Here is a 16,788-nt window from a genome sequence, read left to right as displayed (position 1 = left end):
GATCATCACGCACATCGAGGGATCAGGCATGTCCGGACTTCAGGATGCCGTTTCCCGGCGCCGGACCTTTGCCATCATCGCGCACCCGGACGCCGGAAAGACCACACTGACCGAGAAGCTGCTGCTGTTCGGCGGTGCCATCCAGTTGGCCGGCGCCGTCAAGGCGCGGGGCGAACAGCGCCGCGCGCGCTCGGACTGGATGAAGGTGGAGCGTGAACGCGGCATCTCCGTGACCGCGTCGGTGATGACGTTCGACTACGACGGCCGCACCTTCAACCTGCTGGACACGCCGGGCCACGAGGATTTCTCGGAGGACACCTACCGCACGCTCACCGCCGTAGACAGCGCGGTCATGGTGATCGACGGCGCCAAGGGCATCGAGAGCCAGACCCGAAAGCTGTTCGAGGTGTGCCGCCTGCGCGACGTGCCCATCGTGACCTTCGTCAACAAGATGGACCGCGAGGCTCGCGATCCCTTCGAGCTGATCTCGGAGATCGAGCAGGACCTGCAGCTCGACGTTACACCGGCGAGCTGGCCCATCGGCATGGGCCGCGACTTCCTGGGCTGCTACGACCTGATCCGCGACCAGCTCATCCTGATGGACCGCACGCAGGGCGACGTCCTGTCCGAAGGCATCGAATGCCACGGCCTGGACGATCCCAAGCTGGACGAACTGCTGCCCGCCCACGCCGTCGCCCGGCTGCGCGAGGAGGTGGAGATGGCCCGCGGCCTGATGCCGGAGTTCGACCTGGACTCCTACCGTGCCGGCCACATGACGCCGATCTACTTCGGCTCCGCCATTAACAACTTCGGCGTGCGTGAGCTGCTGCGCGGCCTGGCCGAGAAGGCGCCGCCGCCGCGCCCGCAGCCGGCCGAGCCGCGCACGGTGCAGCCGGACGAGGAGAAGGTTACCGGCTTCGTGTTCAAGGTCCAGGCCAACATGGACCCCAACCACCGCGACCGCATCGCCTTCGTGCGCCTGTGCTCCGGCAAGTTCCGCCGGGGTGCCAAGCTGAAGCACATGCGTTCGGGCAAGACGCTGGCGGTCAACAACGCCGTCCTCTTCCTGGCCCGCGACCGCGAACTGGCGGAGGAGGCCTGGCCCGGCGACATCATCGGCATTCCCAACCACGGCAGTCTGCGCATCGGCGACACGCTGACCGAGGGGGAGGACCTGCGCTTCACCGGCGTACCCAGCTTCGCGCCGGAACTGCTGCAGCGCGTGCGCCTGGACGACCCCATGCGGGTCAAGCACCTGCGCAAGGCGCTGGAGCACTTCGCCGAAGAGGGTGCCAGCCAGGTGTTCAAGCCGTTGAGCGGCGCCGACTGGGTGGTCGGCGTGGTCGGCCAGCTCCAGTTCGAGGTGCTGGCCGCCCGCATCGAGGCGGAGTACGGCCTCTCCGCCCGTTTCGAGGGGGCCGGCGTCGACGCCGCGCGCTGGATCGAGACGGACGACCGCGCCCAGCTCGAGAAGTTCATGGACCTCAACCGCTCGGCCATGGCCGAGGACCACGACGGGGCCCTGGTCTTCCTGGCCCGCAACGCCTGGCACCTCAACCGGGCACAGGAGGATTATCCGGCCCTGCGCTTCCTGAAGACGCGGGAGCAGAACCGGAAGGTGCAGACCGCGGCTTGAGGCGCCACTTGCGATTTCCGGAGCACCGCCCCGATCTCGCTTTATCGTGAACAGATGGAATGGTTGGATTCCCCATGCCGCCGGCATGGAACGGTGCCGGCGGCGCATCCGGTGAAGGGGGAAGACAGCCATGGCCATCGTCATCAATCCGCGCGGCACCGCGGGCTCCGGCAAGACTACGTTCGCGCGGCGCATTCTCGCGGCCTACGGCTGGCCGGAGGGGACGGGGGTCGAGACGCTCTACCTCCGGGGGCGGGAGCGCCCGATCGCCTATCGGCTGCCCCACCCCCGCGGCGGCCGGCCCCTCGTGGTGCTGGGGGAATACCGGGGCGTGCGCGGCGGTTGCGACACCATCGGCCAGCGCGACGGCGGCCTGGCGGAAGCCTTTCGCCTGTCGGCAGACCTCACCGCCGGCGGCCACGACGTCCTGCTGGAGGGGCTGCTGCTGAGCGCGGAGTACGAGCTGTCGGCAGACTTCGCCCGCCACCATCCCCTTCACGTCTTCCGCCTGGATGTTTCGATCGAGCGCAGCGCCCGGGCCCTGGCCACCCGCCGGCGCGCCGGGCGTGGCAGCCTGCCGGCCCTGACCCGCAAGGTGACGGCGGAGCACGCGGCGGTGAGCGCGGCGTGCGCCCGTCTGGACGGCGTGGCCATGGTGGAATCGCTGCCCTTCGAGGTTGCGCTGAAAAAGGCCCGTTCATTGCTCAGAGTGTGATGTTTTCAATCTGTTGGCGGCTTTCCCGCCCGGCCTCCGCCCCGTTGGCGAATGGCCGATTGACAACCCACCGTCCGTGGAAGAGCGTGACACGTATAGCGGAACGGGACGGTGGGAGAGGGCGAATGCTGGCGGGGGTCGCGTCTTGGTTCGACAGCAGCGCCTATATGCCGCATGGCGTGTGCCTGCTCTGGCGCCCCGATCTCCTGGCGCTGCACGTCGGCGCCGATGCGCTGACGGGGCTTGCCTACTATTCGATCCCCGTTGCCCTGGTCTATTTCGTGTGGCGCCGCCGCGACGTTGCGTTCAGTTGGGTGTTCTGGCTGTTCGCTGCCTTCATCCTGGCTTGCGGGACCACCCATTTCTTCGGCATCTGGACGCTGTGGAACCCCGATTACGCCCTGGAGGGGGTGGTCAAGGCCGTGACGGCGGCGGTGTCCGTGCTGACCGCCGCCGCCCTGTGGCTGCTGATGCCCCGCGCCCTCGCCCTCCCCAGCCCGCGCCAGCTCGCCATCACCAACGCCGCGCTTCAGCGGGAGATTGCCGAGCGGCGTGCGGCGGAGGAGCGCTACACCGGCTTCTTCAACAACCTGGCCGAGGGACTGTTCGTGGTGACCGTCCGGCCGGACGGCCGGTTCGCCCTGGACACGCTGAACCCCGTCCATGCCCGCGCCACCGGCCTCGATCCGGCCCGCATCTGTGGCCGCCTGGTGGAGGATGTGCTGCCGCCCGCCACGGCCACGGCTGTCGTGGAGCGCTACACCGCCTGCGTCGCCGCCGGCGGGCCGATCGACTACGAGGAGGTGCTGGATCTGCCGGTCGGCCGCCGGGTGTGGCACACCGTGCTGGTTCCCGTCCGGGACGTCTCTGGGCGTGTCGTGCAGCTTCTCGGCAGCGCCCGTGACATCACCGAGCGCAAGCGCCTGCAAGAGGAGCTCGAGCAGGCTTCGAAGCTGGCGACGCTGGGGACGCTCGCCGCCGGCATGGCGCACGAGATGAGCCAGCCCCTCAACATCATCCGTATCTGGGCCGAGAACGCACTCTCCCGTCTGCGGGAAGGGACGCTGGACGCCGCGCGCACCGAAAAGGTGCTGACGCTGGCGGCCGAACAGACCGAGCGCATGGGCCGCATCATCGACCACATGCGCACCTTCGCCCGCCGGGATCGCGGCGGGGCCGAGCCGTTCGATCCCGCGCCGTGCGTCCGCTCGGCCGTGGACCTGGTGCGCAACCAATACGCCCTGGAGGGCATCGCCGTCTCCACCGGGCCGGACGGCGGGGAGCCCGGGGGACCGGTCCTCGTGCTCGGACGGCCGCTCCAACTCGAACAGGTCGTGCTGAACCTGTTGTCCAACGCCTACGACGCCATTCGGGAACAGGGCCGCGGCGGGCGCATCGCTGTGGAGGTGGACGCCGACGCTGCGGCGGACCATGTCAGGATTACAGTCAGCGACACCGGGGGTGGCATACCGGAGTCAAATTTGCCGCGGATTTTCGACCCCTTCTTCACCACCAAGGAGGTCGGGAAGGGAACCGGCCTCGGCCTGTCCATCGGCTTTGGGATCGTCGACGCCATGGGCGGCCGGATCGAGGCGCAGAACCTCGAACATGGGGACGGGCAGCGCGGCGTGCGCTTCACCATCACCCTGCCGGTCGTGCGGCCGGCCGGAAGCAAGGCGGAGGTTGCCCATGGCTGAAACCGTCCATGTCCTGGTCGCCGAGGACGAACCGCTCGCCGCCATGGCGATCGAGGACTTTCTGTCGCGCAAGGGATACCGGGTGACACTGGCCGTCGACGGGCTCGACGCCATGGAACGCCTGCAGGCCGACCCGGCCGACCTGGTGATCACCGATCTGCGGATGCCGCGCATGGACGGGCACGCCCTGATCCGCGAGCTGCGGCGCCGGGACCCCGGCCTGCCGCTGGTGGTCATGACCGGCTTCCTGTCCCTGGACGGGAACGCCGACGATATCACGGGCGACGCCTGGAAGCCGCTGGAAGTGCTGCGCAAGCCGGTGAGCCCGCAGATGATCCTCGATACGCTGGAACGCCTGCTGGCCCGGCACGCGCTGTGAGCAGCGCGCCGACGGTCCGGACGTCCGGCGAATGCCCGGCGCACGAGCGGGCGATGCACGAGGCATGCATGCGCCTGGCGATCGGCGAGGCGGTGCGGAACCCCGCCTTTCCCTTCGGCGCCGTGATCGTCCGGACGGCGGACGGGGCCGTGCTCGCCAGGGGCGTCAACACAGGGGCACAGCATCCCCTGTGGCATGGCGAGGTGGTGGCCATGAACGACTACGTCGCCCGCCACGGCAACCGGGGCTGGGAGGCGGTGACGCTCTACACCACCGGGGAGCCCTGCCCCATGTGCATGGGCGCCCTGGTGTGGGCCGGCGTGCGGCGGGTGGTGTGGGGCACCTCGATCGCCGCCATCCGCGACAGCGGCATCGACCAGATCACCCTCGGCGCCGCCGAACTCGCCGCCCGGGCCCCGTTCCACCGGGTCGACCTGCTGCTGGGCGGCGTTCTCGCCCACGAGACCGACGCGCTGTTCGCCGGCCGGCCCCGGTAGCCCGCACCGCCGCCCAACCAAGGTCTTACGCCCAAAGAGCGCGGGCGTCCGGGTTGTACCGGTGCCCGGACGCTCCGTATGATCGCCGCCTTAAGCAGTGCCGACGATGCAGAGGGCGGCGGCACCGCGATCCCGCCGGCAGGCGAACGAGAAGGGACGGGGCGGCGGCCCATGACCATTGAGTCCATCCCGCGGTCCGGCATCGACGTTCTGGCCGGCGGCGGCGCCATGGGCGCGCGCATGCGCGCCCATGATTGGTCCGCGACACCGCTCGGCCGGCCCGCGACCTGGCCGCGCAGCCTGCAAACGGTCGTCAGCCTGATGCTCGCCTCACGCCAGGCCATGTTCGTGGCATGGGGTCCGGAACTGTCGTTCCTCTACAACGACGCCTACGAGCCGATCTTCGGCGCCCGGCGTCCGGAGCCGGGGCAGCCGTTCCGCGTGGTGTGGAGCGACATCTGGGATCACATTCGGCCGCTGGTGGAGCGCACCCTCGCCGGCGAGGCCTCCTGGCACGAAGACCTGCTGATCCCCATGGAACGGCAGGGCTATCGGGAAGACGCCTGGTTCACCTTCTCCTACACGCCGATCACCGGTGACGACGGTCGAATCGCCGGCATCTTCTGCGCCGCTTTCGAAACCACGCGCACCGTGCAGAGCCGGCGCCGCACCGCCTTCCATCTCGATTTCGAAGCGCGACTGCGCCACCTCTCGGATCCACGCGATGTCATCGCCGCTGCCGAGGAGGCGCTGGGCCGGCACCTGGGAGCGAGCCGGGTCGGCTACGGCGTGGTCGACGGGCGGGCGCGCCATTTCACCACCACGCGCAACTGGACCGACGGGACGGTGCGACCGCAGGTGGGGACCCACGACCTGGAAGCGTTCGGCACCGCGGTGGTGGCGACCCTGCGGCGCGGTGACACCCTGGTCATCCACGATGCCGCCACCGACCCGCGCACCGATGGACCGGAGCCTCGGGCCGCCTTCGCCGCGCTGGAAACGGCATCGCTGATCACCGCCAGCCTGGTCAAGGGCGGGCGGATGGTGGCCGCCCTCTACGTTCACGACCGCCGGCCGCGGCGCTGGACCGCCGACGAGGTTGCCCTGGTGGAGGAGGTGGCCGAGCGCACCTGGTCGGCCGTGGAGCGCGCCGACGCCCAATCCTCCCTGCGCCGCGCCTATGAGGCGCTGGAGGCGGAGCGCCGCGCCGTGGAAGCCGCCAACGCCCGCCTTGCCGCAGAAGGCGACCGGCTGCGGGACCTGTTCCGGCAGGCGCCGGGATTCATGTGCGTGCTGCGCGGACCCGACCACGTCTTCGAACTGGCCAACGCCGCCTATTTCCGCCTGGTCGGCCGGCGCGACATCGTGGGCAAGCCGGTCCGCCGGGCGCTGCCGGAGGTGGCCGGGCAGGGCTTCTTCGAACTCCTCGACCGCGTCTATCAATCCGGCGAGCCCTTCGTCGGCCATGCCGTGCCGGTCCGCATCGACCGCCGCACGGGGGGGCCGCCGCAGGAGCGGTTCGTGACCTTCGTCTACCAGCCGATCTTCGACGGGGCCGGCCGCGTCACCGGCATCTTTTGCGAAGGCAGCGACGTCACCGAAGCGCGACTCGCCGAAGACGCGCTGCGCACCAGCGAGGAGCGCCTGCGTGTCGCCCAGAACGCTGCGGGGATCGGCACCTTCGAGCTGCGGGCGGACGGAACGCTCGCGGTCTCGGAGGAATTTTGCCGGCTCTGGGGGGTGGCGCCGCGGCCACTGGTCCCCCTGGACGAACTGGCCGCCCACATTCATCCCGAGGATCGGCCGCGGCTGAACACCCTGCAGCCCGGCGCTCCGCCGGCCGAAGGGCCGGGCTATGCCGAGTACCGCATTATCCGTCCCGACACCGGCGAGGTGCGCTGGATGGCGCGGCGCGGTGAGACCATGCCGCCCGGCGAGGGGCGGCCGGTGCGCGTGGTGGGCGCCTGCTACGACATCACCGACCGCAAGCGGGTGGAAGAGGAACTGCGCCGCCGCTCCCACGACCTGGAGGTGATCAACCGCACGGGTATCGCCGTGGCCGCCGAACTGGACATGGAACGCCTGGTGCAACTCGTAACCGACGGCGGCGTGGCGGTGACCGGAGCCGAGTTCGGTGCCTTCTTTTACAACGTGGTCGGCGACGACGGGGAACGTTACATGCTGTACGCCCTGTCGGGGGCACCGCAGGAGGCGTTCATCGGCTTCCCCATGCCGCGCAACACCGCCGTATTCACCCCGACCTTCGCCGGCGACGGTATCGTGCGATCCGACGACATCACCCGCGACCCGCGCTACGGGCTCGACGCGCCGCACCACGGCATGCCCGCCGGGCACCTGCCGGTGCGCAGCTACCTCGCCGTACCGGTGACATCGCGGTCGGGTGAAGTGCTGGGCGGCCTGTTCTTCGGCCATTCGCAGCCCGGCGTGTTCACCGATCGCTCCGAAGAGAGCCTCGCCGGCCTGGCGGCCCAGGCGGCGGTCGCCATGGACAACGTGCGCCTGTTCCGCGCCGCCCAATCCGAGATCCTCCAGCGCCGGACGGCGGAGGAGCAGTTGCGGCAGCTCAACGAGCAGCTCGAGGAACGCGTCACCGCGGAGATCGCGGTGCGCCGGCAGGCGGAAGACCACCTGCGCCAGGCTCAGAAGCTGGAAGCGGTCGGGCAGCTCACCGGCGGCGTCGCCCACGACTTCAACAACCTCCTCCAGGCGCTGAGCGGTTGCCTGACCATGATCGGCCGCCGCTCGCAGGAAGCCGGCGTGCGCCCGCTCCTGGAGGCGGGGCAGCAGGCGGTGGACCGCGGCGCGAAGCTGGTGCAGCAGTTGATGGCCTTCGCCCGGCGCGAGAGCCTGCGGCCCGAGCCGATCGACCTGCGCGACCGCGTGCTCGCCCTGTCGGCGCTGCTTGAGCGCGCCCTGCGCGCCGACATCGGACTGGAGACCCGCTTCAGCCCCGGCCTGTGGCCGATCCTGGTTGACCCGACCCAGTTCGAGCTGGCGCTCATCAACCTGGCGGTCAACGCTCGCGACGCCATGCCCGGCGGCGGTCACCTGACCGTCGAGGCACGCAACCTCACACTGGGCCCCGGAGACCCCACCGGGATGGAAGGGGAGTTCGTCCGCTTCTCGGTGACCGACACGGGAACGGGAATGCCGGAGAACGTGCGCACCAAGGCCTTCGATCCCTTCTTCACCACCAAGGAGGTTGGCAAGGGATCGGGTCTCGGCCTCGCCCAGGTGTACGGAATGGCCCGCCAGGCCGGCGGCACCGCCTGGATCGAGAGCGCTCCCGGCCGGGGCACCACGGTGGTCCTGCTGCTGCGCCGCTCCGCCGACCGGCCGGCCGCCGGTCCGAACAGTCCACCCGCCGCGGCCGTGGAGCGGACGGCGGGACGGATGCTGCTGGTGGAGGACGATCCCGTGGTGGCGTCCACCGTGGCGGCGGCCCTGGAGGACGCGGGCTGGACCGTCGTCCGGGTGACGACAGCCGACGACGCCCTGCCGCTGCTGTCCGGTGACGAGCCGATCGACCTGCTGTTCTCCGACGTCGTGATGCCCGGCCGGCTCAGCGGGATCGATCTTGCCCGCGAGGCGCGCGCGCTGCGCCCCGGCCTCCCCGTGGTTCTGACGACCGGCTACAGCGAGGGCGTGGCCGAAGCGCCCGGCGTGCGCGTGCTGGGCAAGCCCTATCGGATCGACGACCTGACGACGGTGCTCCGCGAGGCGCTGGCGCCCCCCGGGTCCGGGCACGAGGACGCCGCCGGTCAGCCGTCCAGCGGCTCCACATCCACTTGCACCGTCAATCCGTGGCCGGCGCCGCCGACCAGCACGCCGCGCATCGGGCTGACGTCGTCGTAATCGCGACCGCGGGCGATGGTGATGAAGTCGCGGTCGACGATCCGGTCGTTGGTCGGGCAGAGGTCGAGCCAGTCCCCGCCGCCGCACCACACGGAAACCCAGGCGTGGCTGGCGTCGGCGCCGATCAGCCGCGGCTGGCCGGGCGGCGGGACGGTGCGCAGGTAGCCGCTGACGTAGCGCGCGGGCAGGCCCTGCGAACGAAGGCAGCCGATCATCACATGGGCGAAGTCCTGACAGACGCCGCGGCGCGTCGCCATCACCTCCGCCAGCGGGGTGGCGACGGTGGTCGCCGTGGGGTCGAAGGTGAAGTCGGTGTGGACGCGCCGCATCAGATCGCACGCGGCGGACGCCACCGGCCGGCCCGGCGTGAACGAGGGGGCGGCAAAGGCCGCCAGTTCGGGCGAAGCGCGCACCAGCGCGCTGTCGAAGGCGTACTGTGCGATCGCCGCGGCGTCGTCGGGGCCGGGCAGGCGGGACAGGGATTGGCGCAGCGTGTCCCAAGGCGGCGTGGCCTCGGTGTCGGGCAGCGGGGCGTCCGCCACCTCGACCACATGTTCGGCGCAGATGGCGAAGCGCCGGTGCGGTTCCTGAATCGCGACGTAGGTCACCGGGTTGCCGAAATAATCGATGCGGTCGGTGCGCACCGACGCCGGGGGGTCGATGGTCAGACCGCCGCTGCGGCACCGCTGGCGGGGGTGCGGCCGCGGCGCCAGGTGGATCAGGTGATGGGACAGCGGCACCGCCTCGCCGTAGTCGTAGGCGGTGACGTGGCGGACGCGGTAGACGGCCGGTGCGGCGGTCTGCGGCGCGGCGGCTTCAGGCGGGTCGGGCGAAGGCATGGCTGAAATAGGCGTGCGCCAGGAGGTTGGAGAGTTCGGGCAGATTGAGCGACAGCCAATCCAGCGTGTTGTGCAGGGACGGCGGCTCCAGCGCGCCCGGCTCCGCCACCATGGCGCGGGCGTCGCCGACGATGCGCGCGGCAACCGCCATGGGATTTTCGGTCTGTCCTTCGGGCATGCGGGGAAGGCGCGCCAGGTGGCGTTCCAGGACAGCGAGCTGGAAGGCCAGGCCGCGCGGGTTCGTTTCGTCGGCCAGCAGCAGGGCGAGCACGGGGCCCGGCCGCATGGCCGCGAAATGCCGCTCCCGATAGGACATGAAGCTCTCCGCCAGCTCCAGCAGCACGTCGAGGGCGGCCGCGAGGTCCGCCCGGTCCATGCGGCCGCTGTCGGCGACGTGGACGCCGCGCACCAGCGCCACCCCGTGCAGGGCCCGCTCCACGCGGCGGCCGATGTCGAGGAACCGCCAGCCCGGCCCGCGGGTCATGCTCTCCTGCTCCAGCCCGGACAGGGCGGCCAGGCTGGTTACCAGATCGTCCAGGCGCAGCAGCAGGGCCGCCGCGTCGATCCGCCCCCGCGGCCCCGGGCTCTGCCGGTCGATCTGGGTGATGACCCGCCACATGTCGATGGACAGCCGGTCGCGCACCGAATAGGCGGAGCGGTGCAGGCGCTGGATGTCGGCGCGCAGGCTGTTGGGATGATTGCCGTCGAACACCGCCGCCTGCAGGGCCGCCCGCAACGCGGGGCCGCCGCCGCCGTCGCCCACCACCGTCAGTTCCCACGGAATCTTGCCCAGCCAGGCCATGAGCTTCAGCAGCACCCGCAGCTCCTCCGTCGCGCCGGGCTGGCCGCCGTCGGTGATGCGGGTGTAGACGCCGCGCAGCAGGCGCAGCGCGCCCTCCGACCGTTCGGCGTAGCGGCCCAGCCAGAACAGGCTGTCGGCGACGCGGCTGGGCAGGTCGCCGGTGAAGGCGCGCCCCTCCTGCGCCCGCACCTCCGCCACCGCGGCGCGGGCCAGCGCGCTGCCACCGCCGACGGGACGGGGAGCCAGCACCCAGGTGTCCTTGCTGCCGCTGCCCTGTTGCATGGAGACGATCAGGCGCCCCGGCGCGTCCGACACCCGGGTCAGGCCGCCGGGCATGGCGCGGTAGCCGCCGTCGGCGTCGGCGCACAGGAAGACGCGCAGCACCAGCGGCCGCGGCTGCAGGCGGTCGCCCTGCCATACGGGCACGGTGGACAGGCTCGGCCGCTCATGGGCCGCGTAGGCCCAGGGCGTCGCGGCGACCCGCCCGGCCAGGTCGGCCCGGGCAGCCTCGGACAGGCCGGCGCCTTCCATGGGCGCAAAGGGCAGGGACGGCGAGGCGGGCACCACCATCAGCCGACCGAGGTTGGCCAGGATGCGGCCGCGTCCGTCCGGCGTTGCCGCCCACCAGGTGGGAAGCTGCGGCATCGCCAGCGTCTCGCCGAGCAGGGCGCCGGCGATGGCCGGCAGGCAGGCGCGGAAGGACAGGGATTCCAGGACGCCGCTGCCCAGGGCGTTGGCGATGGCCACCCGGCCGGCGCGCGCCGCCTCCACCAGCCCGGCGACGCCCAGCGAACTGTCGGCCCGCAGTTCCAGCGGGTCGGCGTATTCCCCGTCGAGGCGACGCAGGATCACGTCCACCGGCTCCAGCCCCGACAGGGTCTTCAGGTACACCTGGCGATCGCGCACCGTCAGGTCCGCCCCTTCCACCAGGGTGATCCCGAGCTGGCGGGCGAGGTACACGTGTTCGAAATAGGTCTCGTTGTAGGGGCCGGGGGTGAGCAGGACCAGCCGCGGCTGGTCGGACCAGGGCGCCAGCCCCAGCAGCATCTCCTTGAAGGCGCCGAAGAAGGGGGTGAGGCGCTCCACCCGGCAATAGCGCAGGCTGTCCGGCAGGACGCGCGCCAGCACCGTGCGGTTCTCCAGCGCATAGCCGCTGCCGCTGGGCGCCTGGGTGCGGTCCGACAGCACCCACCACGTCCCGTCGGGGGCACGGGCCAGGTCGGCGGCGTAGAAATGCAGATGGATGCCGCGGGGCGGAACGATGCCGTGCACGGCGCGCCGGAACCCCGGGTCGGCATAGATGGCCGCCGGCGGCACGACGCCCTCGCGCAGCAGCCGCTGCGGCCCGTACAGGTCGGCCAGCGCCGCGTTCAGCACGCGGGCGCGCTGGACCAGTCCGGCCTCGATGACCTGCCACTCCTCCGGCGCGATCAGCAACGGCATCATGTCGAGCGGCCACGGCCGCTCCATGCCCTGGGGATCGCCGTAGATGTTGTAGGTGACACCGTTCTGGTGCAGCAGCCGCCGGGCTTCCTCCCACCGCTCCGCCATGGTGGCGGGGTCGAGGGGGCCCAGCGTGCTCATGAACGCCTGCCAGTGCGGGCGCAGGCGGCCGGCGCCGGTGACCATCTCGTCGTAGACCGGACCGGTGCCGTAGCCGAAAGCGTCGCCTTCGCCGAAGAGGGAGCCCTGCGCCGGCAGCGCCGCCGCGGGATCGTGTGATGTGGACAGGACGTCGGAAAAGGGGCGCACGTAAAAAGCGATCCGGTCGTTGGTTCGGCCGACCGAGTGTGACCGCCGTTCCCCGCCGACGCAAGGGCGGCGGCGGGGACGGGACGATTACCGCCGCAGGTCCAGCGTCATGGGGAACTGCGGGTTGCGCTCGTCGGCGGGCGCCTCCATGGGGCCGGGGGTGTGGCCGAAGGGGAAGAAGCGGGCCAGCCGCCGGCCCTCCGCCTCGTTGGCGTTGACCGGGAAGGTCTCGTAGTTGCGCCCGCCGGGGTGCATCACGTGGTAGGTGCAGCCGCCCAGCGACCGGCCCGTCCAGGTGTCGACGATGTCGAAGACCAGCGGCGTGTGCACCGGGATGGTGGGGTGCAGGCACGACGGCGGCTGCCAGGCACGGTACCGCACGCCCGCCACGAATTCCCCCTCCACGCCGGTCGGCACCAGGGGCACCTTGCGGCCCTTGCAGGCGATGGCGTAGCGCTGGTCCACCAGTCCCTGCACCTTGACCTGCACCCGCTCCACCGAGCTGTCGACGTAGCGCACGGTGCCGCCGCCGCCCGGCTCCTCGCCCAGCACGTGCCAGGGCTCCAGCGCCATGCGCAACTCCAGCTCGATGCCGCGCTGGATGACGTGGCCGTAGACGGGGAAGCGGAAGGCCAGGTGCGGGGCGAACCACGAATCCTCGAAGGCGAAGCCGTGGGCCCGCAGGTCGTCCAGCACGTCGGACAGGTCGGCGGCCAGGAAGTGGGGCAGCATCCAGCGGTCGTGCAGCTCCGTTCCCCAGCGCACCAGGCGACCGCGGTAGGGGTCCTTCCAGCACCGGGCCACCAGGGCGCGCATGAGAAGCTGCTGGGTCAGACTCATCTGCGCGTGCGGCGGCATCTCGAAGGCGCGGAACTCCAGCAGACCCAGGCGCCCGGCGGAGCTGTCCGGGGAGTACATCTTGTCGATGCAGAACTCCGCCCGGTGGGTGTTGCCGGTGATGTCCACCAGCAGATGGCGCAGCACCCGGTCGACCAGCCAGGGCGGGCAGTCACCCCGTGCCGCCGCCTCGTCGATCTGGCGGAAGGCGATCTCCAGCTCGTACAGCGAATCGTCGCGCGCCTCGTCGACCCGCGGTGCCTGGCTGGTCGGGCCGATGAACAGGCCGGAGAAGACGTAGGACAGGGACGGGTGGTTCTGCCAGTAGGTGATCAGGCTGCGCAGCAGATCGGGGCGGCGCAGGAAGGGGCTGTCGGCCGCGCTGGCCCCGCCCATCACCACATGGTTGCCGCCGCCGGTGCCGGTGTGGCGGCCGTCCAGCATGAACTTCTCGGTGCCCAGCCGCGCCTGGCGCGCCTCCTCGTACAGGGCTTCGGTGTTGCGCACCAGCTCGTCCCAGGAGTGGGAGGGGTGGATGTTCACCTCGATCACGCCGGGGTCGGGGGTGACCGCCAGCGAATTGAGGCGCGGGTCCTTCGGCGGCGGATAGCCCTCGATGACCACGGGCATGTCCAGTTCCAGGGCCGTCGCTTCGATCTCCGCGATCATGGCGACGAAGTCCTCCAGCATGTTCATGGGCGGCAGGAAGACGTAGAGCCGGCCGTTGCGCGCCTCGACGGTCAGCGCGGTGCGCACCACCCACCAGGCGGACTTGCCGTGCTCCGGCATCTCGGTGCGCACCTCGGCCATGGCCCGGCGCACGTAATGCTCCCGCGGGCCCGTTCCGGGCTCGGCGGCGGGGCGCTGGCGCAGGGGCACCGGGTTGGGCGGCAGGGGCGGGCACTGGTCGAAGGGGTCGGGGTCCCAACTGTAGGGATAGTCCTCCGGCGCCGTCCACGGCAGGGAGCCGAGCGGCAGGCGGAACCCGACGGGGCTGTCGCCGGGCATCAGAAGCAGGCGCTCCTGGCGCAGCGGCCAGACGCTGGACAGCCACACCGGCCCCTGCTGCGTCACGCGCCGGTTGATCGGCAGCGCGAAGCCCACCGGTTCGTTCAGGCCGCGGGTAAAGACCTTGGCCAGCCGCGCCCGTTCCTCCTTGTCCTCCAGCTTGCTGTCCAGCGGGTCGACGTTGACCGGCAGCAGCGCCTCGCGGCGCAGGAAGTGCCAGGGGTCCTCGTAAGCGGCCAGCACCAGGGACGGGTCGATGCCCAGCCGGCGGGCCAGGGTGACCAGGAAGGTCCCGGCCTCCGCCGTGCCGAAACCGTAGTCCTTGTCCTCCCGCGCCAGCAGGTCGGCGTTGGCCCACAGGGCCTCGCCGTCGCGCCGCCAGTGGACCGCCAGCGCCCAGCGCGGCAGGGATTCGCCCGGATACCACTTCCCCTGACCAAAGTGCAGCAGCCCGCCCGGTGCGAAGCGGCGCATCAGCCGGTGCACCAGATCACCGGCCAGCCGCCGCTTGTTCGGGCCGACCGCGGTGGTGTTCCATTCCGCCCCGTCCATATCGTCGATGGAGACGAAGGTGGGCTCGCCCCCCATGGTCAGGCGAACGTCGCCCGCCTGCAGCTCCGCATCGATGGCGTGGCCCAGCGCCTCGATGGTCGACCACTGGCGCTCGGTATAGGGTTTGGTGACGCGCGGTGCCTCGCGGATGCGGGTCACCGACATGGAATGACCGAACTCCACCTCGCACTCGTCCACCAGGCCGCTGATGGGGGCGGCGGAGGTGGCGTCGGGGGTGCAGGCCAGAGGGATGTGGCCCTCGCCGGCCAGCAGGCCCGACGTGGGATCGAGCCCGACCCAGCCGGCGCCCGGCAGGAACACCTCGGTCCAGGCGTGCAGGTCGGTGAAGTCGGCCTCCGGCCCGGAGGGGCCGTCCAGCGCCTTCTGGTCGGCGGTCAACTGGATCAGGTAACCCGACACGAAACGGGCCGCCAACCCCAGGTGACGCAGGATCTGCACCAGCAGCCACGCCGAATCGCGGCAGGAGCCGGTGCGCTTGTCCAGCGTGTCCTCGCAGGTCTGGATGCCCGGCTCCAGGCGGATGACGTAGCCGATGTGCTGTTGCAGCAGCCGGTTGATCTCCACCAGGAAATCGATGGTATGCACCGGTGTGCGGGGGACGGCGGCGAGATAGGAGGCCAGCAGCGGGCCCGCGTCCTCGGTCTCCAGGTAGGGCCGCAGTTCCCGGCTCAGCCAATCCTCGTATGTGAAAGGCCAGGTGGTCGCCTTTTCCTCGAGAAAGAAGTCGAACGGGTTGATGGAGGCGATCTCTGCGACCAGATCGACCTCGATGGTCAGCTCCCGCGTCTTCTCCGGAAAGACGAAGCGTGCCTGGTAGTTCGACTGCGGGTCCTGCTGCCAGTTGAGGAAATGGTCGCGCGGTGTGACGCGCAGGGAATAGGAGAGGATCGGCGTCCGGCAATGAGGTGCAGGGCGCAAGCGGACGACCTGCGGTCCCAGAGAGATCAGGCGGTCGTAGCGGTAGGTGGTCTTGTGATTGAGTGCGACGTGGATCGCCATGCTTGCCCGTCCCTCGCGTGCCAGTCCCCCGCCGGCCGGGAGGCTTCCGCCGTTGACGGTAACACTTTCACGGAGGGTGGGGCAGGGGGCTGATGCTGCGGTGCGCAAAAGCGTGGCCGTCCGGCAACGCCCGCCGGCCCGGCGTCGTCGCGCGGCACAAGCGGGGTGGCGGGCGATGGTTATCAGGGTTAACGATTCCTGTGCATCCCGTCCGCTCTCCGGCGGTATGCTCCCCATATCCGGAACTACACGCGAAGCCCGGGAGGCGCGCTCGTCCGATGGTGGTGTCCTCAACCGCGACGCCCAAGGCATCCGCCGGAGGCGACCGCATGCGCGGCGTGGTGCAAGGCAAGTACTTCAATCTCACGCCGCTGCCGCCGCCTCCGGACGTGCTGGGCAACCCCCTGGTCGTGCCCGATCTGCCGACCCGCAAGCTGCCCCGCGAAAACTGGCGCAGCCGCCTGGGGCGTGTTCTCTCGCGCCTCCATCTCGGCAGCCAGTCGGCGGTCATGCGCCAGCGCTGGAAGCTGCAGGACGCCATCGCATCCGCCGTGGCCTCGGTGTCCGCGTCGGCGGCCATGGGAACGGCCCGCGGCGCGGGCGGGCGATCGTCCGTTCCCGTGGTCATCGTCCGCCATCCCTATCACCTGCGCCACATCTTCGACCTGCTGCCGCAGATCCCCGATGCCCTCGCGCCCGAGCGGCGCTTTCTGGAGTTGCTGGCCAGCCGCATTCTCCGCAAGTATGGCGAGCACATGAGTCTCGTCAAAGGCAGTCCGTTCTCGTTCGAGCACGAATCCAAAGAATACTTCTATGCCGGCTTCCGCCTCGAACGCCATATGAAGAACATATCGTCGCCCGATGAACATTTCAGCGCCACACAGAATATCTACAACGCCTATTTCCACGGACGCAATTACTATTGTTTTGCGCTGCTGCGGCGCGAGAAGCTGAATCCGGACAACAAACTGTTCATGCTGTATGCGCGCGCCTGTTATTTCATGGCCCGCATCGACTGGAGCGGTCAGCTCCAGGACAAGCCGGTGCCGCGGCTGCTGCCGAAGCGGGATGAGCTGATGTTCTACCTTCAGCGGGACAAGACGGTGTTGCAGCGCTACCGCTCCGACCCCGACTACCAGCGCCAGGTGAAGAGCGTGCTGGAGGCCTTTCCCGATTGA

General features: G+C 70.5%; 10 protein-coding genes. 7 read left to right on the top strand and 3 right to left on the bottom strand.

The features are described from left to right. The first annotated feature begins 28 nt into the window (after nucleotides 1–28). The 6 genes from G472_RS0108035 to G472_RS40070 all read left to right on the top strand — a co-directional run bounded on the left by G472_RS0108035 (nucleotide 29) and on the right by G472_RS40070 (nucleotide 8,800). The gene (locus G472_RS0108035; protein ID WP_029007967.1) at nucleotides 29–1,636 is read left to right on the top strand and encodes a peptide chain release factor 3; all 1,608 of its coding nucleotides are present in this window, start codon (nucleotides 29–31) and stop codon (nucleotides 1,634–1,636) included. Nucleotides 1,637–1,766: 130 nt separating this feature from the next. Further along, nucleotides 1,767–2,351 carry a hypothetical protein gene (locus tag G472_RS0108030; RefSeq protein ID WP_029007966.1) on the top strand — a complete coding sequence of 195 codons (585 nt, stop codon included), beginning with the start codon at nucleotides 1,767–1,769 and terminating at the stop codon, nucleotides 2,349–2,351. Nucleotides 2,352–2,476: 125 nt separating this feature from the next. Further along, nucleotides 2,477–4,048: a sensor histidine kinase gene (locus G472_RS0108025; protein WP_029007965.1), complete on the top strand. Its 1,572-nt coding sequence runs from the start codon at nucleotides 2,477–2,479 to the stop codon at nucleotides 4,046–4,048. Then, the gene (locus G472_RS0108020) at nucleotides 4,041–4,427 is read left to right on the top strand and encodes a response regulator (RefSeq protein WP_029007964.1); all 387 of its coding nucleotides are present in this window, start codon (nucleotides 4,041–4,043) and stop codon (nucleotides 4,425–4,427) included. The genes G472_RS0108025 and G472_RS0108020 overlap by 8 nt, the downstream gene beginning before the upstream one ends. Before the next feature lie 68 nt (nucleotides 4,428–4,495). Further along, nucleotides 4,496–4,924: a nucleoside deaminase gene (locus G472_RS0108015; RefSeq protein WP_029007963.1), complete on the top strand. Its 429-nt coding sequence runs from the start codon at nucleotides 4,496–4,498 to the stop codon at nucleotides 4,922–4,924. 171 nt (nucleotides 4,925–5,095) lie between these two features. Continuing rightward, nucleotides 5,096–8,800, top strand: coding sequence for a GAF domain-containing protein (locus tag G472_RS40070; RefSeq protein WP_051340571.1), 3,705 nt, complete (start codon nucleotides 5,096–5,098; stop codon nucleotides 8,798–8,800). Here the strand turns inward: G472_RS40070 and G472_RS0108005 are convergent. From G472_RS0108005 to G472_RS0107995, 3 genes are all read right to left on the bottom strand, one after another. Then, nucleotides 8,707–9,639 (bottom strand): transglutaminase family protein, encoded by a 933-nt coding sequence (locus G472_RS0108005; RefSeq protein WP_029007962.1) that lies wholly within the window; start codon nucleotides 9,637–9,639, stop codon nucleotides 8,707–8,709. The genes G472_RS40070 and G472_RS0108005 overlap by 94 nt on opposite strands. Further along, entirely contained in the window at nucleotides 9,617–12,193 is a 2,577-nt protein-coding gene (locus tag G472_RS0108000; RefSeq protein ID WP_245593430.1) for a circularly permuted type 2 ATP-grasp protein, read from the bottom strand. The genes G472_RS0108005 and G472_RS0108000 overlap by 23 nt, the downstream gene beginning before the upstream one ends. 87 nt (nucleotides 12,194–12,280) lie before the next feature. Further along, entirely contained in the window at nucleotides 12,281–15,610 is a 3,330-nt protein-coding gene (locus tag G472_RS0107995) for a transglutaminase family protein (protein ID WP_029007960.1), read from the bottom strand. Nucleotides 15,611–15,939: 329 nt separating this feature from the next. Here G472_RS0107995 and G472_RS0107990 point away from each other — a divergent pair, with 329 nt between their 5' ends. Further along, nucleotides 15,940–16,788 carry a hypothetical protein gene (locus G472_RS0107990; RefSeq protein ID WP_245593429.1) on the top strand — a complete coding sequence of 283 codons (849 nt, stop codon included), beginning with the start codon at nucleotides 15,940–15,942 and terminating at the stop codon, nucleotides 16,786–16,788.

This window comes from Azospirillum halopraeferens DSM 3675, from assembly GCF_000429625.1.
Classification (GTDB): Bacteria; Pseudomonadota; Alphaproteobacteria; order Azospirillales; family Azospirillaceae; genus Azospirillum; species Azospirillum halopraeferens.
Note: the sequence above shows the minus strand (reverse complement) of the source record. Positions and strands in the feature narration are given on the sequence as shown.

Coding starts and splice junctions, on each gene's coding strand:
- G472_RS0108020 (WP_029007964.1), top strand. CDS start 4,041: ATGGCTGAAACCGTCCATGTCCTGGTCGCCGAGGACGAACCGCTCGCC.
- G472_RS40070 (WP_051340571.1), top strand. CDS start 5,096: ATGACCATTGAGTCCATCCCGCGGTCCGGCATCGACGTTCTGGCCGGC.
- G472_RS0108035 (WP_029007967.1), top strand. CDS start 29: ATGTCCGGACTTCAGGATGCCGTTTCCCGGCGCCGGACCTTTGCCATC.
- G472_RS0107990 (WP_245593429.1), top strand. CDS start 15,940: ATGCGCGGCGTGGTGCAAGGCAAGTACTTCAATCTCACGCCGCTGCCG.
- G472_RS0108025 (WP_029007965.1), top strand. CDS start 2,477: ATGCTGGCGGGGGTCGCGTCTTGGTTCGACAGCAGCGCCTATATGCCG.
- G472_RS0108015 (WP_029007963.1), top strand. CDS start 4,496: ATGCGCCTGGCGATCGGCGAGGCGGTGCGGAACCCCGCCTTTCCCTTC.
- G472_RS0108005 (WP_029007962.1), bottom strand. CDS start 9,639: ATGCCTTCGCCCGACCCGCCTGAAGCCGCCGCGCCGCAGACCGCCGCA.
- G472_RS0108030 (WP_029007966.1), top strand. CDS start 1,767: ATGGCCATCGTCATCAATCCGCGCGGCACCGCGGGCTCCGGCAAGACT.
- G472_RS0107995 (WP_029007960.1), bottom strand. CDS start 15,610: ATGGCGATCCACGTCGCACTCAATCACAAGACCACCTACCGCTACGAC.